This window comes from Granulicella mallensis MP5ACTX8 (assembly GCF_000178955.2).
Classification (GTDB): Bacteria; Acidobacteriota; Terriglobia; order Terriglobales; family Acidobacteriaceae; genus Granulicella; species Granulicella mallensis.
In genome coordinates, this window is record NC_016631.1 from 2,378,264 (window position 1) to 2,404,836 (window position 26,573).

Sequence of the window (26,573 nt, forward strand, 5' to 3'; positions counted from 1 at the left end):
AGGAACGGATGATCGAGAAGCACACACGTAAGAACGCCATGAGCCGGCTGGTAGCCGGTGCCCCGTTTGCCGGTATTCTGCTCTTCGCTGTAGCCGGCGCTGGTTCAACCCTCTACGCGCAGACCAAGGCTCAGCAGCCGAACTACCCCATGCCGAGCGGATTTGGCACGGGTATCCCGCTACAGCTTCCGTCCCTGCCGGTGCCGACGCCGATTACGCCCAACGGCACAGTGGTTGAGGACGTGATCGCTCGCGTGAACGACCAGATCATCACACGCAGCGAGTATCTGCGCTCCGAGCAACAGTTGCTGCAGGAAGCCCAGCAGCAAAGTGCCTCGCCGGCCGACTTTGAGAGCCGCCGTCGGGACCTTCTGCGCGACATGATCGACGAGCAGTTGCTGCTCTCCAAGGGCAAGGAACTCGGCATTACGGGCGACGCCGAGACGATCCGGGAGCTTGACGAGATCCGTAAGAGAAACCACCTGGACTCGATGGAGGCGCTGGAAAAGGCCGCCTCCCAGCAGGGGGTATCGTTTGAGGACTTCAAACAGGGTATCCGTAACAATGCGATCAGGCAGCAGGTGGTGCAGGAAGAAGTAAGCCGCCACCTCAACATGACGCATGCCCAGGAAGACGCCTACTATGCTGCGCACGGCAAGGACTTCGAGGTTCCTGAGCAGATTCACCTCAGTGAGATCCTCGTAACAACGCCGGACAACGCCACGGATGCCCAGGTGGCAGCGGCCCAGGCCAAGGCTGACGATCTGGAAGCCAAGTTGAAGGCTGGAACCAGCTTCGCCGATCTTGCCAAGAGCTCTTCGGGCGGCCCAACGGCTGCTGCCGGTGGCGATCTTGGCGACTTCAAGCGTGGATCGCTGGGCGATGTGCTTGAAAATGCAACGTTCCCCTTGCCCGAGGGCGGCTTTACAGCTCCGATCCGTACACGGCAGGGCTTTGTCATCCTTCGGGTGGATAAGCATCAGGCTGCGGGTATTCCTCCGCTGGCCGATATCGAGCCGCAGGTGCAGCAGGCGATTTATCTTGATGCTCTGCAGCCTGCTCTGCGCGCTTATCTGACCAAGGCGCGCCAAGATGCATACATGGATATCGATGCCAAGGATGGCTTCATCGATACAGGTTCGAGCCATCCTGGTGCTCGGCCCGGCGACATCGGTTATACCGTCTATACGCCGCCGCCGCTCAAGAAGAAGACCATCAAGCACCAGCGCAACGAGCAGAAGAAGGCAGTTGCCGCACAGGCAGAACTGGCTGCTGCCCGTGCCAAGGTGGCGCAAAAGAATGCTGAGCGGGCTGCTGTCCAGGCTGCGAAGAGCGGCGGGGGCAATGTGAAGAACGCCTCGAAGTCCTCGAAACCGCCAAAGATCCATCGTGAGAAGGTTCGTTTTGGCCAGGCGCCGCGCAATGCGCTGCCGACCGGAACGGCTGAGACCACGACCGAGAACGCTCCGTTGGCTGGTCAGGCACCAGGCGTTGCCATGGCCCAGACGAATTCGACGTCGATTTCGACGGGGACGGGTGTCGATCCGAATGATAATCCGTTGACTCCGCAGGAGGCTCCGACGCACAAGACGCGTCTCTCCCAGCGGCAGGTTCAGGAAAACGACGCACACCTTCAGTCCAAGCTGAACAAGGCAGACGCGAAGGCTGCGGTTCGTCCTGTGAAGGCGGATGTCCAAACGGATGCTTCGGAGACTCACCAGGCAGCCGCACTCGGCCTCAATGGCGATACGGCTAAGAAGGTGAAGAAGAAGCGCAAGAAGGGTGACCCGAAGGAACGTCTGCAGGAGAAGGCCAAGCCGGTAGACACATCGCAACCGATTGCGCCGACGGTCAATCCCGCCCTGGGTGGCAGTGCTCCAGCGTTGCCGCCAGTCGCTCCCTCAACGCCGAACTAACAGGACAGAGTGTAGAGAATAGAGGGTAGAGTGTAGAGATTCGGTCTACACTTCTACCCTCTGCCTTTTTAGGATTATGAAAGAATTTTTTATTGCCGACGCGGCACAGTTTGATACCCAGAACATCACCAGCTTCTTTTGCATCGCCACGATTGGCGTTCGTGAGCGCAAGGCCGGGAGCGGACAGTACCTTGCGCTGACGCTTGCGGACAAGACGGGACAGTTCGAAGCGCGCATGTGGGAAGACTTTGCCGAGGCCGTGCAGCAATGCACAGAAGGCTCTTACGTCAAGGTGCAGGGTCAGGTCTCGAAGTATCAGGGCAAGTTTCAGATCACGCTGAACAAGATGCGGCTGGCTGCCGACAGCGAGATCGATACCGCTGATTTTGTCCCGACGACACAGTTCGACGTGGCTGAGATGAATGCCGAACTACGGGGCTATGTGGATGCTTTTTCCAATCCTCAGCTGCGCGCCCTGGTGTTGGCTTTTCTCGACGACCCGGCGATCGGCCCGGCGTTTCTCGTGGCCCCTGCGGCCAAGCGTCTGCACCATGCGTGGATCGGCGGGCTATTGGAGCATGTGCTGATGCTCGTGCGTGTGTGCCTGGCTACCGTGCCGTTCTATCCCGAGGTCGATCCCGACCTGCTGCTTACCGGCGCGATCCTGCATGATGTCGGCAAGGTGCGTGAGCTGTCGTGGCGGTCGAGCTTCAACTACACGCTTGAAGGTCAGTTGATTGGCCATATCTCGATTGCGCAGGGGTTGCTGCACGAGAAGATTGCGGTGCTCAATGCCCAGGCCATGAAAGCGGGCGAAGAAGCAGGGACGGCGCCGGAGCTATTTCCTGACCGCCTGCGCATGCTGGTCGAGCATATGATTCTGGCGCACCACGGCAAGCTGGAGTTCGGCTCGCCAAAGCTGCCTATGACTCCCGAGGCCATGCTCCTGAGCGCGCTCGACGATCTCGAAGCGAAGTTCCAGACGTTGCGGATGGAGTTTGCCGCGTCGAAATCAGCGGGTAAGTCTGCCGAGGAGACCACGGATTGGGTGCGGTCGATGGATCGCAATCTATTCAACTCGCGTGAGTATCTCGCGGGTGATAAGTGATATGTGGCAAGTGGTAAGCAAAAAGAACGCCTTTTACTTACCAGTTGTCACTTGCCACTGTTCTAGAGCTATTCGATATTCGTGGTTGGAATGCGAATAGAGGCGCGATAGCGATCGCCACGGTAACGCGAACAGGCTACTTCAATGGGTGTCTCTTCCGTTGTCATGATGATGCGGGAGATGGATAACACGCTGGCCTTCTTCGGGATGGTGAGTAACTCCGACTCTTCGCGCGTGGCTGGGAGAGCTTCAATCACCTCATCGGCCCAGGCAGCGTGCACTCCAAACTTTTCGCGCAGCACGGAATATAGAGACTTATTCGCGAAGCTGATTTTTTCCAGTCCAGGAAATTGCTTGAGTGGGATGTGAGTTACTTCGAGCGCCATGGGAATGCCATCTGCAAGGCGCAACCGCCGCAAGCGCAGGACTGTTTCTTCCTGATGAACTTTTAGCTGCGCTGAAAGTTCTACCGTGGTCTTCACGACGGTCTGTTCCAGAAGCCGGGAACTGGGGACCATGCCGCGTTGCTTCATGTCCTCCGTAAAGCCTCTCAGGTGCATGATGCTTTTTTCCAGCTTTGGACGAGTAACGAAAGTGCCTCGTCCCTTCTGGCTAAAAGCGTAGCCACTGTTCTTGAGGCCCTGCAGAGCCTGGCGTGCTGTCATTCGGCTTACCTGGTAGATCCGAGCCAGCTCCTCTTCCGACGCGAGAGGATCGCCTTCTCCCAGTTTGCCGGAACGAATCCGTTCCATCAGTGTCTGCTGAATCTGGAAGTAAAGAGGGATGAATCCTGTTTTGTCCAGGGGCTGGATGGGAGGGAGCGTTTGGATAGGTGCTTTCGACAATCTCTCTCCTCACCCTGTCTTGCCTGGGAATTGATTGACTTCAGTGATGCTGATGGAGTGCTGTGGAACGGCGGTAAAAAGACGGCGAAAGATATCTTTCGCCGTCTTCTGGTTGAGTGATCCGGTTGAGTTAGAAGACGAACTTCAAAGCCAGCTGGATGTTGCGCGGTTCGTTGACGGTGTTGGAGATCTGACCGAATCCACCCGCGGATGAGGCACTATTGCTGGGCGGAGCAAGGCTGACCATATTGAAGGCGTTCAGGAAATCGCTGCGGAACTCGAAGTGGCTTCCTTCGGTGACTCGGAAGTCCTTCGAGAATGCGAGGTCGATCTGCTGATAACCAGGATCGCGTTCAGAGCCGACAGCTGCATTGCCAAAGCTCGATGCGCTTTGTTCGCTGTAGGCGCAGACGCCATTGTCGGTGTCAGAGGGGCAGGGGAGAGCCGAAGGATCGGTTCCGAACCACTTTGTCTCCGTACGGCCTACGATCTTCAACGCGCGAAGGTGGTTGCCGCGTGCAGCGTTGGCGTTGACGGTGTTCGAGTAGAAGGCATCGGAGTTGACGGTAATGGGGAAGCCGGTGTGGAAGCTCATGATGGTACTGACCTTCCAGCCGCCAACCACCTCATCCTCGATGCGATTCATACTGCCGCCGAACTGACGGCCGCGACCGAAGGGAAGCTGGTAGATGCCGGAGATAGAGACATTATGTTTGGCATCAAAGTAGGTGGGACCATAGTCGGCACCGCCGTTGTAGGAGTCCTGCCAATAAGCGCTTTGTGAATCACCCGCACCGCCACTGGCACCGTAATAACCAAGGTTGTTGCTCAGGCCCTTGCTATAAGTCCAGTTGGCCAGGAACTCGAGTCCATGAGTAGCACGTCTGCGTGCGGTCACTTGCAGCGAGTTATAGTTCATCATCGCTTCGGATTCCGTGTAGCTGATGCTGGTGATCTGGCTCAAGGCTGGATTGACCTTGGAGAGTGTAGCGATGGGAAGAGCGCAGGTAAGGCACGCTGCCTGGTTGGCCTGGCGTGGATCCACCAGATGCGTTCCATCTTGTCCGATGTAAGCGACCGTGAGGGATGTTGCGTCGTCGAGTTGATATTCCGTTGTGAGGTTGAACTGTTGGATCAGTGCAGGCTTCAGGGTCGGCTGCCAGGCGCGCACGTTACCCGCAAAGACATTCGGATCAGAAGGACGATAGAAGCCATTGGTGACGCTGAGGAAGGGGGCTCCATTGGCGCAGGGCTGAATGTTTGTGCAGGATGCGTCGACAAAGAAGGGTGGATTGAGGGTAAGGCGAAGGTTTGCGCCAGTGCCTTCGAGGAAGTTTGTCATGCCATATCCGCCGCGGACTACGAACTTGCTCTGGAGAAAATTCGGAGACCAGGCAAATCCTAGTCTGGGCATGAACCCGGCATAGAAGGCGTTATAGAGAGCCCGAGGTGCGCCGTTTACGCCGGCATCGGTAATTACGCCCGTGGTGATGTTGATGTTTGCCTGCTTGTTGTTGACTTCGGTGTAGGGCTGGTCATACTCCCAGCGAAGGCCGAAGTTCAGTGTAAGGTTCGAGGTGAACTTATAGTCGTCCTGCACGAAGAAGGCATCACGCCATTGCCGCTGTCCCCAGCGGCCTGTCAAAGCACCTTGGGCCTCTGAGGTAACCTGGTCGGACAGGAACTGGTTCACATTGCCGTTGAAGCCAAACCAGCCAAGAGTGCCGTCGTTGCCGGAGTAGTAACGATTCTCCTGATAGCGCAGTGCCTGGCCGCCAAACTTCAAGGTCTGCTTGCCGAGCTGCCAGGTGAGGTTATCGCCATAGGTAAAGGCGTTGACGATGCTATCGCTGTCGATGCCGCCATAGCTGCCGTTGCCGTCCTGTCCCTGTGGTGCGCCGATGTCATCGACGAATCCAGAGTTGGCGGTATTGCCGATCACCAGGGTGCTGAAGCCCGGGACGAGTTGAGTTCCGGGGATGCCGAGTTTCGCATTGCCGGTGAGGCCCCACTGACCGGAGACATCGGTCGGCGTTTGGATGTAACGGGTACGACCGATTCCGCCTCGCGCCTCGTTGACGATGCTGGGTGAGAAGACGTGGGTCCAGTTCAGAATGAAACCGGTATAGGGATCGTTATTGTTGGTTGGAATATCCGTAGGCAGTGCGACCTTGGAATAACCATCATGCTCACGGCCAATCGAAAGACGGCCAGAGATCGTGTCACTCTTTCTTACGTTCCAATCGATCTTCACATCGCCCTGGTCATTCACTGTCGCCTGACCGGAGGAGCCGACGTAGTTGGCCGTGACTGTTCCATTGATTCCAGGAGAATTCGGCTCGGGATAGAGCTCGGGGTGAGCGAAGAGATAGAGTGCAGCGGGGTTCGTTACATTGGGTCCGGAGCGAAGCGCAGTGGGCACAACCGCACGGAGTTCTACGGTTGAGAAGTGTTGCCGGGCTCCCTGGTAGTCCATAAAGAAAAAGAGTTTATCGTGCAGAATGGGACCACCGAGTGTGCCACCGAACATGGCCCGATTGAAGGGGGCACGTGCAGCGCCTGCATGTTTCGCTGCCCATGTATTGGCATTCAGGTTTTGATTTTCACCGAAGAAGAAGAGGTTGCCGTGGAACTTATTGGTGCCGCTCTTGGTGACCATGACTACCTGGCCGCCGTTGGCGTTGCCATACTCTGCGGTGGAGTTACCGGTGATGATGCGTACTTCGCCGAGGGCGTCGACGTTGGGGCTATAGCCGATATAGTTGTCGATAGCTTCGTTGATGTCGGCGCCGTCGAGTGTGTAGTTGTTGCTCTGCTCGCGGTTTCCGTTGACGTCGAATCCTCCGTTATAAGCGCCGCGGCCCACATTATCCAGGGCCTGGGGATTAGGAGAGATCGCTCCGGCAACCAGCAGCGTGAGCGAAGAGAAGTTACGGGATTGAACTGGAAGCTCGGTGGCCGCTTCCGCCGTGATGGTATCGCCGGTTGTTGCATTTTCGGTATTCAGGATGGGTGCGGTATCGGTAACAACGACAGTACTGGAGGCCTCGCCGATCTTGAGCCCTATATTGATTCGGGCTTCCTGGTCGACTTCGAGGGTGAAGACGCTGGTGGTCTGACTTGCGAAGTTGGGTGACGCAACCGTGACCTTGTATTGTCCGATCTGCAAAAAGCGCAGCGAATAGATGCCGTTTGGATTGGTCGTCGTGGGGGTGGCTACGCCTGTCAGCACATTGGTTGCGACCACCTTGGCGCCTGGCACAACGGCTCCGCTCGGATCCGTCACGGTTCCTGTGATGGAGCCGGTAATGGTTTGAGCGAAAGAGGGGATACAAGCCAGCAAGGCCAGTACCAACACCAAAGTACAGTTTCTTAGGTTTCGCTGAAGATGCATGTGGAGCCTCCGAAAGTAAATCTGTTGCGGCAATAGGGGTGGATGTAGGCTTTTGGATTTGTGATGTCCTCCAAAAGCTGTCTGCCTGCGAACATCTGCGTGCCTGCGAATACGTGGAACGGAAAGATCAACGCCACCTGTTCCCGCCGTTAGAGGGAAGGGCTTTGGACATCGTGCCAGGCGTCTGACGTGAACTCTCTTGGTTCCTTCTGTTACGGGTAGCAACAACCGCAGCAAAAAAATCACTGGTTCAACGCCCGCGAAGGGCCGAGGTGAAACTTTATGAAACAAGTTGTTAAAGTTGTCTGATCATATATACAACTAGACTGAACGCGCAAGATTAAAATTGCGATTTCTTTTTAGATCTTGATGGGATTCGCAGGTGAAATAGAACCCATGTGGGAATAAAGGGTGCGAGGGGCTGTTGCCTTTGCTTTTCTGGCTGTCATTCCGACCCTGAGTGAATCTGTTTTCTCCCGCTTTTTGCTGGTGCCACGACAAAGGGTTTGCGTTAGGGCTAGCCTGGCTCCTGTTCTTGCTCACATATTTTCCGGTGCTACGAACGAAGAACGGGAGGAAGCAGGTTCCTCACTACGCTCGGAATGGCAGCCAGAAAAGCAAAAGCAAAAGCAAAAAAACAGAAGAAAAACAGCCGGAAATGCCATGTCGATTGGCATTTCCGGCTGTTTGTTGTGAAGCATTTCAGACTGGTTTGGAGTGCGGTTACTCTAGAACTCGTATCGCAGGCTAAACTGCAGCTCGCGGTCCGAGGCGTAGGTCGTTCCCTTCGATGTCACCTCGCCGAAGGTGGAACTCGTTGGATTGCTGTCCGGCGCATCCCAGTTCGGATGGTTGGTGAGGTTGAAAGCCTCCGCCTTGAACGTCAGTACATGATTGTCGTGGTTCGGGATGAGATGAATGTTCTTGATCAGCGCCATATTCCAGCTCTGGAAGCCCGGACCATATACGAGGTTGCGAGTGCCGCGCGGCGCCAGTGTGCCGGGCGCAGGTTTGACGAATGCTGTCGGATCGAACCAGTGACCGGTGCTGCCGTTTCCACTGAATCGCTTCTGCAGGTACGGAGTATGGGTTACATCCCATAGCTGCGTTCCTGCTCCCGGACCAACTCCGGCAAAGTCGTCCCCGGTGCCGATTTGCACTGGGATACCCGTCTGCGCTTGAGTTACACCGGAAATCTGCCAGTTTCCGAGCGTGCTGCGAATCAGCCTGCTGGTCGAGTGCGATGCATAGGGGAGATCCCAGACATAGTTCAATACGAAGATGTTGCGGATGTCGAAATCACTAGGACCATAGTTAGAGGCAGTGTTGTAGTAGTTCGGGAGTTCGTAGCCCGCACTCGATCCGAAGTCCATGCTCTTCGACCAGGTATAAGCGACTCCGAAGAGTACGTTCTTCGTCATGCGGCGTTTAAGATTGAGCTGCATCGAGTGATAGATGGAGCTTCCTGCATTTGTATCCTGCAGAATCGTTGAGAATCCCTTGTAGGGTCGCAGTGCGTCCGGTGCGATAACGGTCGGATTGGCTTGCACCGTGCCCGGTTGAAGCTGGTTGATGTTCTCCAACTGGGAAAGATGAAGACCGCGACGTCCTACATACGAGAGGGTCAGAGTGGCGAACTTTGGAAAATCCTGTTCTACAGCAACATTCCAGCTCCATGCCTCGGGGTTAGGGAAGTTGTAGGCCTGAGAGGACAGGGCCAGCGGCAGGGAATTTGTTCCTACTCCGCCCGGATTATCTACCGATCCGGCGGTGACAGTCTCGCTGTTCTGGAAGGGAGCGTTGCCGCCTAGTTGTACCGAGTCGCTAATACCCACGCGCTGAACGAAACGTCCACCGCCGGCGCGCAAGACAGTTGTCGGGTTGAATTGGTAGGTGATGCCGACGCGCGGCTGAATATCCGAATAAACAGTTTTGGAGTAACCGGGGCCGTAACCGCGGAAGAGACCCTGAAACTGTCCATTCAGAATATTTGCGGGAAGGTGAGCGTTGGCCGAGCTGGGGAAGCCGCTGCCGGGGATCACTACACCATCATAGGGATCTCCCCCTGTTGTAAACCCGGTAATAGGGTCGACCGTCGGTGCGGTTGCAGGATTATAGGACTTCGGATCAAAGACGGACTGATTTCTCCAGAGTGCGGAGTAAGGCTGCATGACGCTGTAACGGATGCCGTACTCCAGCACCATCTTCGGCGTAGCTCGCCATTGATCCTGTGCAAAGCCCTCGTACATGTGTCCACGGAATAGTGTGTAGGTCTTCTGGCCAATCTCACCATAGGTGTCGAAGAGGCCCAGTGCGGTGTTTGCCACTGCGGCGTTGGTGGTGGGATGACCGGTCCGGCTGTCAGTAAAGATGAACTGGCCGTTCTGGTTGTTCGTTGCGCCAGGGGTAGTACTACTCACACTAATCTGGTCGTTGTTATTTTCTCCTGAGTACTGCCATACTCCACCGAACACCAGAGTGTGTCTTCCTATGACCTTGGTCAGGTTATCGGCGAAAGTAAAGATAGGGCCGCCTGAGTGCGAGGGATACGGACCTCCATTGACTGTCGTGAAGTTGGCAATTTCAACCGTCGGAATTTTATTAGGAGTTTCTTTTTGATCGGCAGGGAAGAGGTACGGATAATTAATTCCATACATATTGCGGTTATACAGGCCACTCGATAGATCGTTGGTGATCGTTACATGATCTGCCGAGGCTGAAAAGGTCGCATCATTCACGGTCGTCGGATTGATCGTCCAGGTGTAATGGACGATACCGACCTGATTAGGCCAGTTCCACACTTGAGGCAAGTGGGTGAAGTTACTGGAAAAGGGACTTACCTGATTGTAGTTATAGTTCAACACGCTGAAGCGAATGTGGTGCGCTTCAAACGGGATGTAGTCCAGAACGAGCGTGTCTTTTCTCTGGTTCTGGGGGTACGGTTCGGAGGCCTCCCAGTTGAAGCCGGAGTTACCTGTTTCATTCGGCAGCGGGTAGGAATTCAATAGCCCAATACCGCTAGGGCTAAGGCCGCTCGTAATCACGTTGTTCGGATAAGGCAACTTTGTTACGGGATTCACCAGTTGGACGGGTTGCTGGTAGAAGATATTCGGCCCGAGCAATTCGCTGAAGTTTCCCTCGCGCATCAATGCTGTAGGGACAGTGCCCGTCTGTGTCGCGTTCTGCCGGTACCGGAGAAACTCCTGACCCGCCTCGAAGAAGAGCTTCTGTTTGCTCTGATTGAATACGTGGGGGATATAGGCTGGGCCACCCAGGTTCCAGCCGAACTGGTTGTAGCGAAAGGGTGGTGGATGACCACTGTTCGCAACCTGATCTGACTGGTTCCTGGTCCAGGTGTTGGCGTTGAAAAATGAGTTGCGCAGATACTCATAGGCCGTGCCATGAAAAGTACTCGTGCCGCTCTTCGGGACCTGGATGATGACGCCACCTGACGTGCCGCCATACTGCGCAGGATAACTAGTGGTAAGAATCTGAACCTGAGAGATCGAATCGACGTCGCCTACGCCAGTGGATGTACCGTTTGCGCGTGTGCGGATCATGGGCGCTCCATCCAGCGTGAGCATGCTCTCATTGCTGCGCGCGCCGTTGATGGTAGGTCCCGAGAAATCCGGTGAGAAATTGAAAGAAGACAAGGGAGCATTGCGGGTAACACCCGGTTCCAGTTGGGAGAGATAGATGGGGTTACGGCCGTTCAACTGAATGGATTTCACCTGCTCGCTGGTCACCAACTGTCCTACCGCAGCAGACTCGGTTTGCAGTGTATTCGCGTCCGCTTCTACCTCTATCGTTGTGTTCGATGAGCCTACGGTCAGCGCAACATCGTATCGGCTGCCGATATTTGGATCGAGATGGGTGCCCTTCTGCTCCCTGGTCCCGAATCCTTTTGCCTCCACCTTCACCGTGTAATTGCCGGGAGGCAGATTCGTGATGGTGTAAGAACCAGAGGCCGTAGTCTGCACGACGCGGTCCTGCCCATTGGCTTCGTTATGAGCTGTTACTTTGGCATTCGCTACAACGGCTCCACTGGGGTCCGTTACGGTGCCTGAGAGAGAAGATGAGTCTGACTGGGCCTTGGTCATCGATGGCAGGCATACGAGGGTGGCCAAAAGTAGAAGTTGAGCCACGCAGACACTCTGCCGACGCAGGGTGGTGAGAGAGGAGAATCTCAGGATTCTGATTATCCGAGACAGGTTTACGGACAAGATGGAATTTCTCTTCGCTTGATCCTGCATATGATCTCCACGTAGATATGCTTGCCTGCAAGGTTGTCCGGGCGTGCAGGGCATCCTTTAGCCGACAGATTTTGGAAACGTTTCCAAATTGGCGACGATAGTAAGAAAGCAGACAGTGAACTGTCAACACCTGAAAGTGGATTTCATAGGGAAAACTTTGGCGGGTGCCAAAAGAAAACCAGCATTGGGGCCTATATCGCCGTGAAGTGACAAAAGGAAACGAGTTTATAAAATATTCAGTTCGGAGTAAGATTTCGCAGATGGACTTCGACCGGCCTCAATGAGAAAGAGCAATCCGCAACCAACACTTTCAGAGGTGGCTCGACTGGCTGGTGTTGGTGTTGGTACGGCATCGCGTGTCGTCAATGGCGGCGTCAACGTCAGCGCAGGGACGATGCGGAAGGTCAAGTCCGCCATTCAAGAGCTCGGTTATATGCCGAATCATGCGGCACGCGTACTCAAAGGCGGACGCACTAAAACCGTAGGCCTGCTGGTTCCCAGCATCGCCGATCACTTCTTCGCAAGCTGCGCGGAAGCAGCAGACAAGATAGCCAGAGCTCACGACACTCTGCTGATCGTTGCTGTTACCAGGAACCAGTGTGGCGATGAGATGAGCAGCTTAGAGGTGCTGATGCGGCATCGGCCGGACGGGTTGCTGATTGTGCCTTCCGATCCTGAAAACAAGGAGCTTGCGAGATTTGTCCGGAACAGCGGTATCCCGGTAGTGACCTTCGATCGACCGCTGTTTGGCAGCGGCTGTTCGAGTGTCCTCTCCGATAATTTCGAAGCCGCTCGCAAGGCCACACTTCATCTGATCGAGCATGGTTATAAGCGCATTCTCTGTTTGGTCAGTGAACCAGAGCTCTATACGATTCGTGAACGGGTGCGTGGTTATCTTCAGGCGATGGAGGAAGCAGGACTGCAGCCACTGGTGGACACTGGCCCGGAGGATATGGCCCTGGCGTCTCGCTCGCTCGCCGCACATTTGAAGAGCCGCCGGCCACCTGATGCCGTGTTCACTCTGAAGAACAGCTCGACCTCTGCCGTCGTGCAGATACTACGTCAGCTTAGGATTCCGATTCCTTCACGTCTTGCCTTGCTTGGATTCGATGACTTTGAACTGGCTGGGACATTGCATCCGTCCATCAGCGTCGTTCAACAGCCCATAGAAGATCTGGGTAGAACGGCTGCGGAGCTTCTCTTCGCCGAACTTGAGGGGCATCCCAGTAAGAAGACGAGGAGGGAACCGATCGTGCTGGCCAATCGATTGGTGCTTCGACGCTCGTGTGGCTGCAAAGAAGTACCCGCGCGTAAAGATTTATGAGTGCTGTAGTTCTAATTCAGATCTTGATGAAGATGCGCCTGCGAAATAGAATCCATATCGGCACAAAGCATACGAGGACGAAGAAGAGGGAAAACAGAAGAGAGTCCATCCCCGGGCCGAAGGGTGCGAAAAGGTGGGTGAATAGATACTTCTTCAGCGTGAGCTTATCGTCTCCACCGGGAATGTGGATAGCGGAGATGGCGATGGCTATCACTTCCGATAGAACGTAGGCGGCGATGGCGTTGGTGCCAAAGACGAGCCAGGGATAACTCCACCAGCTATCTTTACGGTCATCTTTCATCAGGTAGGTGAAGAGGCCCAGACCGACCAGGGCGCAGCCGGCTGCAAAGAGAACGTAGGAGCTGGTCCACAGTTTCTTGTTGAGAGGGAACCAGAGGCTCCATAACAAGCCGCTGCCGAGCAGGGCCGCGCCTGCAATCAGCATGCCTGCGCTCTTCTCTTTGATCGTTCTCTGCGACTGCAGCCAGAGGCCGGTCAGAACTCCTAAGAGAGTGGTGGCGATTGCCGGTGGCGTGCTCAAAAGTCCCTCAGGGTCGCGGGTTATCTCGTACAGCCGTCCCAGGTGCAGCCAGCGATCGCAGATCGCCACCCAGTTGCGAACGGGATCGAGCAGGGGAACGTCCCGGCCTGGGATCAGGCCGCCCGGCAACGGAATCCAGCGCATGAGAATCCAGTAGCCCAACAGCAGCAGAGCCGCTACGGACAAGAGGAATGCCGGTCTGCGGTTCCATAGATAGAGCACGCTCACGCAGAGATAGCACAAGGCAATGCGCTGCAATACGCCGTAGATGCGCAAGGTTCCAATATGGAAGTAGGGAAGCGCGTTCAGGAGTACGCCGATGAAAAAAAGAATGACGGATCGCTTCAGAGTGTGCAGGAACAGCTCCCGCTTTCCGACGCCGCGTGCCAGCCGGGAGCGGAAAGAGAAGACCAGCGATGTGCCTGTAAGAAAAAGGAAGGTCGGAAAGACCAGGTCGGTCGGCGTACAGCCATTCCACTGGGCGTGCTTCAGCGGCCAGTAGGCATGAGGCCATTCGCCCGCGGCATTGACCAAGATCATGGCGGCTAACGTGAAACCACGCAGAACGTCGACTGAGGGGATGCGCTTGCTTGTAAGCTCAGCGGTCGCCGCCGGCAGCGTAGTTGTCGTCATGGGACTGGACCTCGAAATACGATTTAAGTCTGTGGGGCTGTGCTTTTTCTTTGCAGAAAGGAAAGCGGGGAGATACGTTATCCAACAACTGCTAGTCCATCTTCGGATGGGTAGATTTGTATAGGAGTGCAGACAGGTTTGCAACTAAATAAATGAAGTATAAAAAGAAGCGCTCCGTTCTTTCGCCCTATCCTCGCATGCATGATGTGGGCTGCAGCAGCCGACATCCCTGGCCTATCATGATTTCGATAGGTGATATCTTCCAATTGAAACCTGGAGAGCTCAACCCCCATGCTAAAGCTCGTTCTATCTCTTTTCATCCTGGTAACGTGTGTCAAAGCCGAGCCGATTCATCTTCGCACCAACGCACTCGAAGACCCGCTTGGCATCGATACGCCGAAGCCCACGTTCTCCTGGCAGAGCGATGCGAAGACGACGAACTGGACACAGTCGGCGTACGAGATCCTGGTTAGTACAGAGGCGAAGAATCTTCGCCCGGGCAAAGCAGACGCCTGGGATTCTGGACGGATCAAATCTTCAGAATCGGTGAATATTGCCTATGCTGGCTCTGTGCTCAAGCCGCAGCAGCGGTATGTGTGGACGGTCCGCACCTGGGATAACAAGGGCAAAGAGACGACGTCCGCACCGGCGTGGTTTGAGACGGGTCTTATGAGTGCTGACGACTGGAAGGGGCAGTGGATTATGTGTAGAGACCCTGCCGATGAGCAGGAGCTTGGCTCGATCCGCTGGATCTGGCTGGCGAATGCAGATGCGATGCATGTGCTCTCCGCTACACCGGCGCACTTCGTCTATCACCTGCATCTCACGGACAAGCCAAACGCAGCGAGCCTTCACGTGCTCGCACGCGGGCAGTTCGTTGCTCGCGTCAATGGTCATGTCACAGGGCATCATGATGAGTGGGGCGCCTTTGACCGTGAAGAGATCGCCTTCCTGCTTCACCGTGGCAACAATGAGATTGAGGTCGACGTGATCTCGCATCAGGCGGGTGCACCGCCCAGGACGGCACCATCGGCCTTTGCCGCATCGATTCATCTCACGCATGAGGACGGCAAAGAGGAGCGCATCGTAACCAATGATCAGTGGCAGGCGCGTGCGACCCCTGATGGTGCCTGGCAAAGCGCACAGACTGTGGGGCCTCTTTCTCAGGCGTTCGGCCTGGGCACAGACCGGCAGCGGGCTGTGCCTGGACCAGACCGTGTTGCAACGGATGCTTCACTCCTGCGTAAGAGCTTCAGCGTTGATTCTTCCATTCGCACGGCTCGCCTGAGTATTACGGCGTTGGGTGCTTATCAGGCCTTCATCAACGGCAAAGCTGTGGCTCCCAACTCTCTGCTCGCGCCGGGCTGGACGGACTTCCATAAACGCGTGCTCTACCAGACTTACGATGTGACGTCGTTGCTTAGTCATGGCGCAAATGCAATCGGAGTTGTCCTTGGCGGCGGATGGTACAGCTCGCCGATGACATGGAGTGGCTTCCGCTACACGCCGGGGCCTAATCTTCTGCGCGCGCAGCTTGATCTGACACTCGCGAATGGCACGCATCAGACGATCGCTACGGACCCGAGCTGGCTCACCTCTTCCGCACCGATTACCTTCTCCGAGATCTATGGCGGCGAGTCCTACGATGCGCGACTCGCGCAGCAGGGCTGGAGCGCGCCGAGCTTCGACGCTACGCGCTGGACGGCAGCTGTTACCGCAGCCCCGCCGGATAGCGGCATGGCTCTCACGGCGCAGCCGGACCTGTTGGTTAACACCACGATCACGCTGCATCCCAGTAAGCTCGATCCCGCAAACGACGCTCATCCGACCATCTATGACATGGGTCAAAATATGGTCGGAAATATTCGCATTCATGTTCGTGGCCCACGTGGTGCGGTGGTGCGTTTGCGCTATGCCGAGCGGCTCAATCCGGATGGGAGCATCTATACCGAGAATCTTCGCAACGCCGATGCTACGGACACGTATGTTCTCTCCGGTAATGGTGACGAAACCTGGACGCCCGCTTTCACGTTCCACGGCTTTCGTTATGTTGAGTTCTCGTACGTTGGGACCGCCCCATCAACGCCGCCTACTCTCGCTACCATCGACGGCCTTGTCTTCAATAGTCTTCCGGCGAAGCCCTCCGTGCGGCTCACCAGTTCCAGCGAGACTCTCAATAAGATGAATGAACTTGGGGCGTGGGGGCAGAGAGGTAACTTTGTTTCGATCCCCACCGACTGCCCGCAACGGGATGAACGGCTCGGCTGGATGGGCGATGCCGGAGTCTTCTGGCGCACCGGCACTTACAACTTCGACATCGACGCGTTCACGCACAAGTTTATGCTCGACGTGACGGATGCGCAGACGGCTGCAGGAGCATTTACCGATGTTTCGCCCAATGTTCTGGGGCCGAATCCTGGAGCGCCTGGCTGGGGCGATGCGGGTGTCTTCATTCCGTATGCGGCATGGCTGCAGTACGGCGACACTACTGTCGTGGAGCGCTCCTGGCCGGCGATGGAGCGCTGGATGGATTTCATTCTGAGCAACAATCCCGACTACATCCGTCGTAAGGCCCTCGGAAATAACTATGCGGATTGGCTTGCGCCGGACCAGAACACTCCCAAGACTCTTATCGGCACCGCCTACTGGGCACTGATCGCGCGCGAGATGGCGGAGATGGCTACAGCACTCCACCGCACGGCAGATGCCGAGAAGTACCAACAGCAGTATGACCGCATCGCTGCTGCCTACCGTACGGCTTTCGTGAAGGAAGATGGCAGTGTCGAAGGGAATACGCAGACCGCGTACCTGGCCACGATCTTCACCGGGATTGCGCCGCCAACGCTGCGTGCGAGGATGATCGATCGGCTTACGAAGGATATCGAGGCGCACGGAAACCATCTCACAACGGGTTTCCTCGGCACTCCGTTTCTACTGTTTGTGCTGGATGAGAATGACCGCTCCGATCTCGCCTTCAAACTTCTTCTGTCGGACACGTATCCTTCATGGGGCTACATGGTGAAGAAGGGCGCTACTACGTGGTGGGAGCGCTGGAATGGCGACACAGGCGACCCTGGGATGAACTCCTATAACCACTATGCTTTTGGGTCCGTGATGGCCTGGGTTTATCGTCGCGCTGCCGGCATCGATACCGACGCCACGGGACCTGGCTATCATCACCTGACCATTCACCCTCATTTCGATGCTGCGCTTCCGCAGCTCCACACCGAGTACGACTCTGCTTATGGAACCATCGTCTCGGACTGGCAGGAGAGCGGGCATCGCTTCACCATCACGATTCCGGCGAATACCAGCGCTACAGTTACGTTGCCGAAGGGTAAGACCGAAGAGATCGGCAGCGGTACGCATGTGTATCACGTTGAATAGCGCTTCAGCCTCGGGCTTTTTGTTCGCAGCCGAAAGAAGGCCCGGGCCTAAAGGCCACATTTTTACCAGTCCCCTATTCCGTAGCCTAAAGGCTACGGCTCCCTCCGTCTCCCTGATGCTGAAGCATCAGGGAACGCGTTTCGCGCTGCGTAGTGTTGGCGAGGAGTGCCTCAAGGCTTGTGGCTACCAACTCAGGCGCAAGAGTGAGAGGGCTTGCCGGGGCAGCGTGAGGGGGATCATGACGCTGCCGCTGGTAACGTCGAGCCACTCGGGCGAGGTCAAGGACTGAAGCTGGCCTGCTGCTTTGAGCTGCGCATACTGTGCGGGTGTGGGCTGCTGGGGAGAGCCCATCGCTTTCCACGTGGTATAGGCGTTGCTGTGGGTCGCGTCGATGCGGTCGTGCTGGAGCAGGACGCGGTGGACATCGGCGGGGATGCCGTGCACCGTGACGGAGGTGGGGGCGTCGGCGGCGGGGAGATCGTCGTCCTGATAGTTCCAGAGCAGGATGGCGGCGCTGCGGTCCGCGTGCGTGGCGAGGGCATCAATGTCCGGCGCGTGCTGCACGCCGGAGCTGAGGATCTGATCGAGTGGAATCTGGCCGGTGCTGGTGGTGGCGACGCGCTGACCGCTCATGAGGCCGGCCATGCGGAAGACGTTCATGATGGGCTTGTCGATGCCGTTGGTGGCGAGGGTGCGGAAGCCCTGGAAGTAGTCTTTGCCTTCGAACTCGAAGGACCAGCTGAGCATGGCCAGCAGATTGACCTGGTGGCGGTCCTGCAGGTCGAAGAGCCCTTTAAGAGCGGCGGCGGTGTAGGCCGGGTAGAGCGTTCCGTTGCGGTAGTTGTTTGCGGGATTCTCTTTGGCGGAGCAGGCCGCGCAGCCTTCGGGATCGGCTTCGCTGAGGATGATGGGGAGGTTGCGGAACTGTGGGTAGTCGGCAATGGCGGCGAAGCCCTTGTCGGCGTCGCGCAGCTCTTTGTCGAGGCCCATGCGGACGTGGCCGTCGATGATCTTCGGCTCGCCTTTGGCGTGGAAGGAGATGAAGTCAAGTGGGATGGGCTGGCCGTTGGCGGCGCTCTTGTCGTGCGCGACGTGTTGCAGGAAGGCGTTGAGGAAGGCCACGGCCTTGGGATCGCGCGGGCTGGTGGTTGCAGGACCGCCTACGCGGGCTTCGGGCAGAGCCGCGCGGACACCGGCGACGGCGAAGTCGTAGAGCTTGTCGTACTCCTGCTGGGTGCCGTGCCAGTAGGGGATGTTGGGTTCGTTCCAGACCTCCCAGTACCATTGCGCGGCCTGGTCATGGCCGTAGCGTGCGACGAGGTGCGCGGCGAGGGTGCGGCAGAGTTCGCCCCAGGCGGCGTAGTCCTTTGGCGGGCTCTGGACGCTGCCGTCGAGCGTGCGGGGATAGCTGACCTTGTAGGGCGCGGGGCCGCTGGCGAGGGCTTCGGGCATGAAGCCTAGTTCGACCATGGGACGGACGCCGGCCTGCTGGTAGGCGTCGAAGATGCCGTCGATGATCTTGAAGTCGTAGACCGGGTGGCCCTTGGCGTCCAGGGTGTAGACGTTGGTGGAGCTCCACTTGAGCTCGGGGACGCCGTCGCCGGAGGTGAGGAGATGGTGCGCCCTGATATAGACGGGGACCGGGCTGGTGTCATGCAGCTCGCGCAACAGCTCCCGGCCATGCGTCATGGTGGTGTAGTTCGATTCGTCGTAGCCGAACCAGCTGGTGATGGGCTTATCTGCTCCGAGAGGCTTATCGAGGTCTACCTGAATCTGGATGGTCTGGGCTGAGGCGGCGACGGTGGAGAGCGTGCAGAGCAGAAGAGCGAGCTTGCGAAACATTGAGCTACCTTTCAGGCGGGAAGGTGCGGATGGAAGCCATGATATCTGGTTGCGATGACGGTGCCGCAGATGCTCGCAAGGAGCCAAAAACAGAAGGCTGCCAGGCAGACCGGGGATCAGGCCTTTCTGCTCGTTATAATTAACTCTCCATGCTTCGATTCTCAACAGCCGGCGAAAGCCACGGCGAATCCCTCGTAGCCCTCATCAGCGGACTTCCGGCGGGTGTTCCCGTCGATCAGGAGTTTCTCGACCACGAACTCTGGCGCCGCCAGCAGGGCTATGGTCGAGGTGGCCGCATGCGTATCGAGCGTGACACCGCTCACATCCTCTCTGGCGTACGCCATGGCAAGACCATCGGCTCGCCTATCGCGATGACGCTTGCGAATCGCGACTGGAAGAACTGGGAAGAGATTCTGCCGGTAGGCGAGGGAGACGCGGAGAAGCACAAGGCCGTCGCCAGTCCCCGGCCTGGTCACGCGGATCTTGCCGGTGCTTTGAAGTATGACTTCAAAGACGCCCGCTATATTCTGGAACGCGCTTCGGCACGTGAGTCGGCGGCGCGAGTGGCGTGCGGTGCGATTGCGAAGCTGCTGCTGCGCGCTCTTGGGGTTGAGGTGGCGAGCCACGTTGTTCGCGTCGGCTCGGCGGAGCTCTCGCGCGAGGCCAGCTTTGCCGAGATTGCGGCGATCGCCCAGCGGGAAGATGTCCTGCTGGCCTGCGTCGACCCCGAGTCCGAGGCCCGCATGAAGGCCGAGGTCGATCAGGCCCTGCGTACGGGAGATACAATCGGCGGTGTCTTTGAGGTGGTCGTTCATGGTCTGCCTCCGGGTGTGGGCACGCACGTCAACTGGGATGAGCGTCTCGACGGACTGCTGGCCCAGGCCGTGATGAGTCTCCAAGCGGTCAAGGCCGTGGAGCTTGGCAGGGGCGTGACCGCGGCGCAGTCGCCTGGTTCCAAGGTGCATGACGCGATCGCGTACGAGGCTGAGCCCGTATCGGAAGATGCCGGAAAGTTTACCCGCTTCAGCCGCGAGCACAACAATGCCGGCGGCATCGAGGGTGGCATCTCCAACGGCGAGGATCTGGTCGTCCGCGGGTACCTCAAGCCGATCTCGACGCTGCGCCGTCCTCTTGCTTCCGTCTCCTTTGAGACGCGTGAGACCACCAAGGCCGCCTATGAGCGCTCTGATGTCTGTGTGGTTCCGGCGGCCGGAGTCGCAGCCGAGGCCATGGTTGCGCTTGCGGTGGCGCGGCTGGTCATTGAAAAGTTTGGGGGCGATAGCCTCCGTGAGCTTCACCGAAATTTCAGCAGCTACTGCGAGCAGATAAGAGCCTTTTGATCGATGAGTAAAAACGAAGCCAAGCCGAGTCCTAAAGACTCCAAGCCGCACAAGATCCACGAGGTTGTGAAGTATCCCGACCCTGTCCTCTCCAAACCAGGAGAGAAGGTCACCGAGTTCACACCGGAGTTGGCGCAACTTGTCGATGAGATGTTTGAGAGCATGTATGCTGCGCAGGGGATTGGTCTGGCAGCGCCGCAGATCGGTATCTCCAAGCAGATCACAGTGATAGACGTAAGTTTCAAAGAGCGACCTGAAGATAAATTGGCGCTCATTAACCCTGAGATCATCGAGCGCGAGGGCAAGCAGGTTGAAGAAGAGGGCTGCCTGAGCCTTCCGGAGATTCGCGAGAAGGTGAGTCGAGCAGCCAGGGTTAAGGTGCGCGCTCAGAATGTAAAGGGCGAGTTCTTTGAAGTAGAAGGTGAAGAGTTGCTGGCTCGGGCTCTACAACACGAGATTGATCATCTTCACGGGATACTCTTTATTGAGCACCTCAGTCGTCTGAAACGGGACCTTGTCCACAGGCGCATTCGCAAGCTACAGAAGAACGGTGAGTGGTAGACGCAATGAAACTGGTTTTCTGCGGTACCCCGGAGTTTGCTGTCCCGACGCTCCGTGCCGTTCTGGATGCGGGCCACGAGGTTGCGTTGGTCCTTACTCAGCCGGATCGTCCTGCCGGGCGCAAGATGGAGTTACAGGTGCCGCCGGTGAAGCGGCTGGCGCTCCAACGCGGTCTGCGTGTGTTGCAGCCGGAGCGGATCAAGTCTGACCAGGAACTTCGTGGAACACTCGAAGGAATTCAGCCAGATGCCATTCTAGTCGTTGCTTATGGCCGCATTATTCCAGGCTGGATGCTGGAGCTGCCGCGCTTTGGCAACATCAATTTGCATGGATCTCTGCTGCCCAAATATCGGGGCGCGGCTCCGATCCAATGGGCTGTTGCGAAGGGCGAGACCGAGACAGGGGTGACGACGATGCGTCTTGACGCAGGACTCGATACCGGGGATATGTTGTTGGAAGAGCGAATCCCTATCGGACCAGACACGACGGCTACCGAGCTTTTTGCACAGCTTTCGCACGTTGGGGTTGAAGTCGTGCTCCAGACGCTCGACGGACTGGCGAAGGGGACACTTACAGGCAGACCTCAGAATCACGACGAGGCGACGCTTGCGCCTTTGCTGACGCGGGAGGATGGGAAGCTCGACCTGGCTCATCGCACGGCGCAGGAGGCTTACAACCGCTGGCGCGGGTTCTATCCGTGGCCGGGAGCCCATGCAACATTGCATGGCAAGCGCTTCCTGGTTCATCGCATGCATCCTTCCTCTGCGGATTTGAAATTGGTTCCCGGGGAGCTCGATTGGTCCACGGGTGAACTGCTTGTTGGTGCGGCGGAGGAAACGCTATTGGTGCTCGACGAGGTGCAGCTTGAGGGGAAACCGCGACTTGCGGGGATAAACTTCGTGCGAGACTTTCAGCTTCATGCGGGTGAGCATCTTGACTGACCCGCGCAGACCAGGCCCGGGCGGAAGACCTGAGGGGAGACCTCCCCAACGACCAGCCGCAAAATCTACCCAGAAGCCGCTTGCCAGCATTACTCCGGCGCGCCTGGCGGCGTTCGAGATTCTTGAACGCGTGGCGACCAGTAGCGCCCACAGCGATGATCTTTTGTATGGCTCGGGTCTGGCGTTGCTTTCGCAGGCGGACAAGAATCTGACCACTGCTTTGGTGCTGGGCACGCTGCGCTGGCAGATCGCGCTGGATGCCCGCATCAAGCCCTTGTTGCAGCGGCCTGAACTGACGCTGGCGCAGCCTGTCCAGACGGCTCTGCGGCTGGGTGCTTTCCAGCTGCTGCACATGGATCGCATCCCGGCCCATGCGGCATTGAGCGAGAGTGTAGAGCTTGCCCGTGCGGCGGGACATCCTTACGCCGTGGGGATGGTGAACGCTGTGCTTCGGAAGCTGGCTGCGGCGAAGCCTCCGGGGCAGCGGCTGCATGAGTCTACGGCTGCGTTTGCCGAGCGTCTGGGACATCCTTCGTGGCTTGCTGAGCGGTGGGTGACGAACTACGGCCGGGCCACAGCGCTGGCCATCTGCGAGTACGACCAACAGGAGCCAAGGGCTGGAGACCTTTTTTCTCAGGAAGATACCGAAGAAGGTGGAAGCCAGCCGAGGCTCGACGACGGCTCGCGCCTAGTGGGTGAGCTTGCGGCTGCCAGTGTTTCCGGGGCGCAACGCATCTGGGATTGCTGCGCGGCTCCAGGCGGCAAGACCCTGCTGCTGGCGCAACGGCATCCGCAGGCGGATCTGCTGGCGACGGATGTTAGTTCATACCGGCTGCGCGCGATGGCGCAGCGGCTTCAGCGAGATGTTCACGGCAAAAAGGTTCGCACGATTGAGGCTGACGCTTCGACGCTCTCTGAAGATGAGGGGCTCTTCGACCTGATCCTCTGCGATGTGCCGTGCAGCGGTACTGGAACACTGGCGCGGAACCCTGAGATCCGGCACCACTTACGGCCGAGTGATCTGGCTCGGCAGGCGGAGCGGCAGAGAGCGATTCTCTCCGCGGCGTTGCTGCGGCTTGCGCCGGGGGGACGGCTTATCTACTCCACCTGCTCGCTGGAGCCGGAGGAGAATGAGCAGGTGGTGAAAGTGGTCTTTGAAGGAGCTAAGGAGAAGACCGGCATCTCTCTCGTCTCGGCAGAGCCGGTGGTTGCCAGGTTGCAGGAGCAGGGAGTTCTGGCTGCCGAGGCGAACGTGGCGAAGCTTACGCGCGATGGTTTTCTGCGGACGTTGCCGGGAGCCGGGTTTGAGGGCGATGGTTTCTTCGCGGCGGTCTTTGTGCGGGGTTAGAGGGGCGGAGGAAGATTCGGTGGGTGGAGCGCGCTGAATCATTCCTCCTCCATCAGGTTGCCGCAGGCGCCGTGCTAATCCAAACTGCAAACGCCAAGTGCGCGAAGGACGCTAAGTTTGCGCAGAGTTTCCTTTGCGTCAACTTGGCGTCCTTTGCGCACTCTGCGTTTGCAGTTTGAGGTATGGATTCCGGCCGCTGCGAAAGCTTCAGAAGCTGAAGAGCGCCTGCAGAAAAACGACGCGATTTCCTGGTGAGGGCATTCCGAAGGGGCCGCTTGCGAGGGTGACGGATTGACCGAAGAGGGGAGACTTGAGGGTCCCGTTCGGGGTTCCGCGATTATCGATGTTGAATACGTTGAGTGCGCCGGCGATGAAGGTCAGGTTGTAACGCCGTGGGACGCTCGCGTCGAGCTTGATCTGCTGCTGATTGCCGCTCAGTGCTCCTCCGCCCGCCTGCATGTTGGGGCCTCCGGTCTGTGTCTTGATGTGGGGACCAATGCCGATGCTCTTGCTGATACGCATGTGAAAGGCGACGTTTACCGGACCCGTGCCAACGTTGTAGGGGATCATCCTTTCATTTTTCCCGGCGGGGTTCTCATCCAGGCAGCCGAAGGGTGTCGAGACGACATCCGGTGTGCCGCAGGTTCCATAGGTGGGACGGGCGTTGTATTGGTTGTTGCCGGTCAGGTCGTCGCCGATGGTGATGTTGTAGGGAGTGCCGGACTGCGCTGCGAGTAGCGGCGCAATGGTGATGCCATGCGGTGCGGTGTAGGTGGCAAGCAGGAAAAGCCGGTTGTGAATGCTGAAGCTAGCGCGGCCATAGTCAAGCCCTGGATTTTGAGCAACCGAAGGAACGTACGTGACGCCGGAGGTATTGCTCTTCGCATCGCTGAAGGCGTAGTTGGCGTTGATGCCGAGCTTTTTGTAATGCGTACCGAACGTAGCGGTGATCTGGCTTTCGTTGAAGATACCGCCTGATTGAAACTGATTGTTGTAGACCGTGGGCGGCGGGCCGGTGATCGTGTAGGTGTCCACGTCGAACGCAGGCGCGGTTACGACATTCGTAAAATACTGGTGGACGCCTCGTGTGAAGAGATACGTGACGTTGGCGGTGGTGTTTTTCCAGAGTGTGCGGTCGATGCCGACGCCGCCCTGCATATTAAGGGCAGCATGAAAGTGCGGGTCGATCGTATCGATTGCGGGCGTAGAACCGGGATAGCTCTGTAGCGTACTCGCTGGAAGAGAAGCATCCAGGTCGTAGCCCCCGGGCTGTGGCTGTAGATCGTTGATGACGTAGGACTGTTGATTGACTCCGTTCTGGTGAATGGTCTGAATGACATAGGGCGTACCCGTACCTGAACCTAACTGGCCCGGCATCGTGAAGCGGCTGTAAAACCAGCCGTAACCTGCACGCAGGACCGTCTTGGGCGGCTTCTTGCTGTCGAAGTGCGGAGCCCAGGCTACAGCGAGGCGCGGTGCAAAGTCTGCGTGATCGCGGATGCGATTCTGGCCTTCATACCGCACACCATAGCTGAAGGTGAGACCGGGTTTGACGCGCCAGTCGTCCTGATAGAAAAGGGCCGCGTCAAAGAGCAGGGCGCGTGCGAGCGAATTCCTGATGACGACCGCCTGGTACTGATCCGGGGCACAGCCTGGGTTGGGCGATGGAAGGCAGGCCTCGTATTGCGAGGTGTTCTGGAAGTTGTACTGACCGTTCTCACCGGAGGTTGTCACATTGGCGTCGCGGTAAGAGCGAAGCCGAGCGCCGAAGCGGATCGTGTGTTTCCCCGCGGTGGCCGTGGAGTAATTCTGCAGTTCCATGACGTCCTGGTGATCCGTATTGGTGCCGGCGTAGTTGCCGCCGGTGGTAAATGCGCCTTGCACGGTTTGCGTCGGTGTCGTGACGACGGCGTACTGACTGTTTCGTATGCGCCGCCACTGAAAATGTGTCTCGTTGATAAGGTGCGGATTGACGACGATCGTGTCGCTGATCTGCAGGGCGTTCTCATAGTTGATTGCATTGAGCGCCTGGCTCGCCAGGTTCAGGTTGCCCACGCCGTTGCCGGAGGCCACGTTGCGATGGAACGCATCGCGGATGGAAAAGGTATTGTTCGCTCCTATCTGGAAATCAATGCGCGGGTTGATGTCCAGGATGGACGACGGATTGGGATTGGTCGCGAGAAGCTGTGTCGCTACGTTCGATGGGTCGGTCGCGTCGATGATGTTTTGCACCTGCCGCCGCATACCGAAGATGCTGATGAAGTAGGAAGAATGCTTTGTGAGTGGGCCTGTGACGTCGCTCTGAAGAAAGTAGAGGTGATATTCGGGGGTGTTGGGAACCAGGGCGTTGTTCGTGTTGAGTGCGGAATCAACTCCAAGCGACGCGATGTGGCCGCTGAATTTGTCCGAGCCGGGTTTGGTAAGGATTTCAACCCGTCCGTAGCCGATGCTGTCGAACTCCGCAGAGAAGGGGTTCTGGTTGACCCGAATCTCCCGGATCGACGATTTGGGCGGAAGTTGGCCCCCGGTGAAGCCATCGATGTAGATCTGTCCACCATTCGGACCAGCAGCCGGCCCGGCGAGCGCCTGCAGCTCATTTTGCAGCTCATCCGGGTCGTCCGAGAGCGCGTCGAGATCATCGCCTTTGAGGATGATGGCTCCGGAGTTTTCATCGGGAGAGAGGCTGACTCCGGAGGATTGCCCGCTGACCTGCACGTTCTCCTGTTCGACGGCGATGGAGAGGGTGAGGTTGAGTTGCCTGGTATGGCCCGATGCGATCGCGACCATTGCGTTGGGTGGGAGAACAAATCCGGGAGCCGTAACCGCGATCCGGTAGCTGCCAGGCTCCAGATCGCGAAGAGTGTAGACGCCATCCGAGCCGGAGGTGGTCTTACGGACTTCGCCACCCTTTGTCAGAGTGATCGTGGCTCCGGGAATGACAGCGCTGCTTGGATCGAGGACCGAACCGCGGAGCCCGCCTGTCGCCTGCGCGGAGATCGTGCAGGGCACAAGAGCCATGAAAAACAGCATAAGGATTCCGATAGCTGAACGAAGGGAGGGCAACCGTTGCATCCGACGCATGAAGATTCCTCAGGCAGGGTATGGGTTGGCTCGAATCCGATGTTTCGGAGGTTCGAGGA

The 26,573-nt window shown here is 57.6% G+C and carries 14 protein-coding genes; 8 read left to right on the forward strand and 6 right to left on the reverse strand.

The features are described from left to right. Positions 1 to 8: 8 nt before the first annotated feature. On the forward strand, positions 9 to 1,916 hold the full coding sequence (locus ACIX8_RS09985; protein WP_014265215.1) for a peptidylprolyl isomerase: 1,908 nt from the start codon (positions 9 to 11) through the stop codon (positions 1,914 to 1,916). Between the two features lie 76 nt (positions 1,917 to 1,992). Continuing rightward, entirely contained in the window at positions 1,993 to 3,024 is a 1,032-nt protein-coding gene (locus tag ACIX8_RS09990; protein ID WP_014265216.1) for a 3'-5' exoribonuclease YhaM family protein, read from the forward strand. A gap of 68 nt (positions 3,025 to 3,092) precedes the next feature. On the opposite strand, the gene ACIX8_RS09995 is transcribed toward ACIX8_RS09990, so the two are convergent. The 3 genes from ACIX8_RS09995 to ACIX8_RS10005 form a co-directional block, all read right to left on the reverse strand. After that, positions 3,093 to 3,869 carry a GntR family transcriptional regulator gene (locus ACIX8_RS09995; protein WP_014265217.1) on the reverse strand — a complete coding sequence of 259 codons (777 nt, stop codon included), beginning with the start codon at positions 3,867 to 3,869 and terminating at the stop codon, positions 3,093 to 3,095. A gap of 130 nt (positions 3,870 to 3,999) precedes the next feature. Then, positions 4,000 to 7,263, reverse strand: coding sequence for a TonB-dependent receptor (locus ACIX8_RS10000; RefSeq protein ID WP_014265218.1), 3,264 nt, complete (start codon positions 7,261 to 7,263; stop codon positions 4,000 to 4,002). A 728-nt stretch (positions 7,264 to 7,991) separates the two neighbouring features. Beyond that, a complete protein-coding gene (locus ACIX8_RS10005; protein WP_044178306.1) occupies positions 7,992 to 11,408 on the reverse strand; it encodes a TonB-dependent receptor in 3,417 nt (1,138 codons plus the stop codon). Between the two features lie 388 nt (positions 11,409 to 11,796). On the opposite strand from ACIX8_RS10005, the gene ACIX8_RS10010 reads away from it, so the two are divergent. Continuing rightward, a complete protein-coding gene (locus ACIX8_RS10010; RefSeq protein ID WP_014265220.1) occupies positions 11,797 to 12,840 on the forward strand; it encodes a LacI family DNA-binding transcriptional regulator in 1,044 nt (347 codons plus the stop codon). Positions 12,841 to 12,856: 16 nt separating this feature from the next. On the opposite strand, the gene ACIX8_RS10015 is transcribed toward ACIX8_RS10010, so the two are convergent. Continuing rightward, on the reverse strand, positions 12,857 to 14,014 hold the full coding sequence (locus ACIX8_RS10015; RefSeq protein ID WP_014265221.1) for an acyltransferase family protein: 1,158 nt from the start codon (positions 14,012 to 14,014) through the stop codon (positions 12,857 to 12,859). 291 nt (positions 14,015 to 14,305) lie between these two features. Between ACIX8_RS10015 and ACIX8_RS10020 the strand changes: the two genes are divergently transcribed. Further along, the gene (locus ACIX8_RS10020) at positions 14,306 to 17,401 is read left to right on the forward strand and encodes an alpha-L-rhamnosidase (RefSeq protein ID WP_014265222.1); all 3,096 of its coding nucleotides are present in this window, start codon (positions 14,306 to 14,308) and stop codon (positions 17,399 to 17,401) included. A 183-nt stretch (positions 17,402 to 17,584) separates the two neighbouring features. Here ACIX8_RS10020 and ACIX8_RS10025 read toward each other — a convergent pair whose 3' ends face one another. Beyond that, positions 17,585 to 19,243: a GH39 family glycosyl hydrolase gene (locus ACIX8_RS10025; RefSeq protein WP_014265223.1), complete on the reverse strand. Its 1,659-nt coding sequence runs from the start codon at positions 19,241 to 19,243 to the stop codon at positions 17,585 to 17,587. A 149-nt stretch (positions 19,244 to 19,392) separates the two neighbouring features. Between ACIX8_RS10025 and aroC the strand changes: the two genes are divergently transcribed. From aroC to ACIX8_RS10045, 4 genes are read left to right on the forward strand one after another with little or no spacing between them, the layout of a single operon-like run. Then, positions 19,393 to 20,583, forward strand: a complete 1,191-nt coding sequence (gene aroC, locus ACIX8_RS10030; RefSeq protein ID WP_014265224.1) for a chorismate synthase — start codon at positions 19,393 to 19,395, stop codon at positions 20,581 to 20,583. A gap of 3 nt (positions 20,584 to 20,586) precedes the next feature. After that, entirely contained in the window at positions 20,587 to 21,144 is a 558-nt protein-coding gene (def, locus tag ACIX8_RS10035; RefSeq protein ID WP_014265225.1) for a peptide deformylase, read from the forward strand. A 5-nt stretch (positions 21,145 to 21,149) separates the two neighbouring features. Continuing rightward, entirely contained in the window at positions 21,150 to 22,085 is a 936-nt protein-coding gene (fmt, locus tag ACIX8_RS10040; protein WP_014265226.1) for a methionyl-tRNA formyltransferase, read from the forward strand. After that, a complete protein-coding gene (locus ACIX8_RS10045) occupies positions 22,069 to 23,433 on the forward strand; it encodes a transcription antitermination factor NusB (protein WP_396248602.1) in 1,365 nt (454 codons plus the stop codon). Before fmt ends, ACIX8_RS10045 begins: the two co-directional genes overlap by 17 nt. A gap of 207 nt (positions 23,434 to 23,640) precedes the next feature. Here the strand turns inward: ACIX8_RS10045 and ACIX8_RS10050 are convergent, their stop codons facing one another. Then, on the reverse strand, positions 23,641 to 26,463 hold the full coding sequence (locus ACIX8_RS10050) for a TonB-dependent receptor (RefSeq protein WP_044176513.1): 2,823 nt from the start codon (positions 26,461 to 26,463) through the stop codon (positions 23,641 to 23,643). Positions 26,464 to 26,573 lie beyond the last annotated feature (110 nt).

Bases quoted from the DNA above. Each gene is read 5' to 3' on its own strand.
- ACIX8_RS10015 (WP_014265221.1), bottom strand. From the start codon at position 14,014: ATGACGACAACTACGCTGCCGGCGGCGACCGCTGAGCTTACAAGCAAG.
- ACIX8_RS09985 (WP_014265215.1), top strand. From the start codon at position 9: ATGATCGAGAAGCACACACGTAAGAACGCCATGAGCCGGCTGGTAGCC.
- ACIX8_RS09990 (WP_014265216.1), top strand. From the start codon at position 1,993: ATGAAAGAATTTTTTATTGCCGACGCGGCACAGTTTGATACCCAGAAC.
- fmt (WP_014265226.1), top strand. From the start codon at position 21,150: ATGAAACTGGTTTTCTGCGGTACCCCGGAGTTTGCTGTCCCGACGCTC.
- aroC (WP_014265224.1), top strand. From the start codon at position 19,393: ATGCTTCGATTCTCAACAGCCGGCGAAAGCCACGGCGAATCCCTCGTA.
- ACIX8_RS10050 (WP_044176513.1), bottom strand. From the start codon at position 26,463: ATGCTGTTTTTCATGGCTCTTGTGCCCTGCACGATCTCCGCGCAGGCG.
- def (WP_014265225.1), top strand. From the start codon at position 20,587: ATGAGTAAAAACGAAGCCAAGCCGAGTCCTAAAGACTCCAAGCCGCAC.
- ACIX8_RS10020 (WP_014265222.1), top strand. From the start codon at position 14,306: ATGCTAAAGCTCGTTCTATCTCTTTTCATCCTGGTAACGTGTGTCAAA.
- ACIX8_RS10010 (WP_014265220.1), top strand. From the start codon at position 11,797: ATGAGAAAGAGCAATCCGCAACCAACACTTTCAGAGGTGGCTCGACTG.
- ACIX8_RS10000 (WP_014265218.1), bottom strand. From the start codon at position 7,263: ATGCATCTTCAGCGAAACCTAAGAAACTGTACTTTGGTGTTGGTACTG.
- ACIX8_RS10025 (WP_014265223.1), bottom strand. From the start codon at position 19,243: ATGTTTCGCAAGCTCGCTCTTCTGCTCTGCACGCTCTCCACCGTCGCC.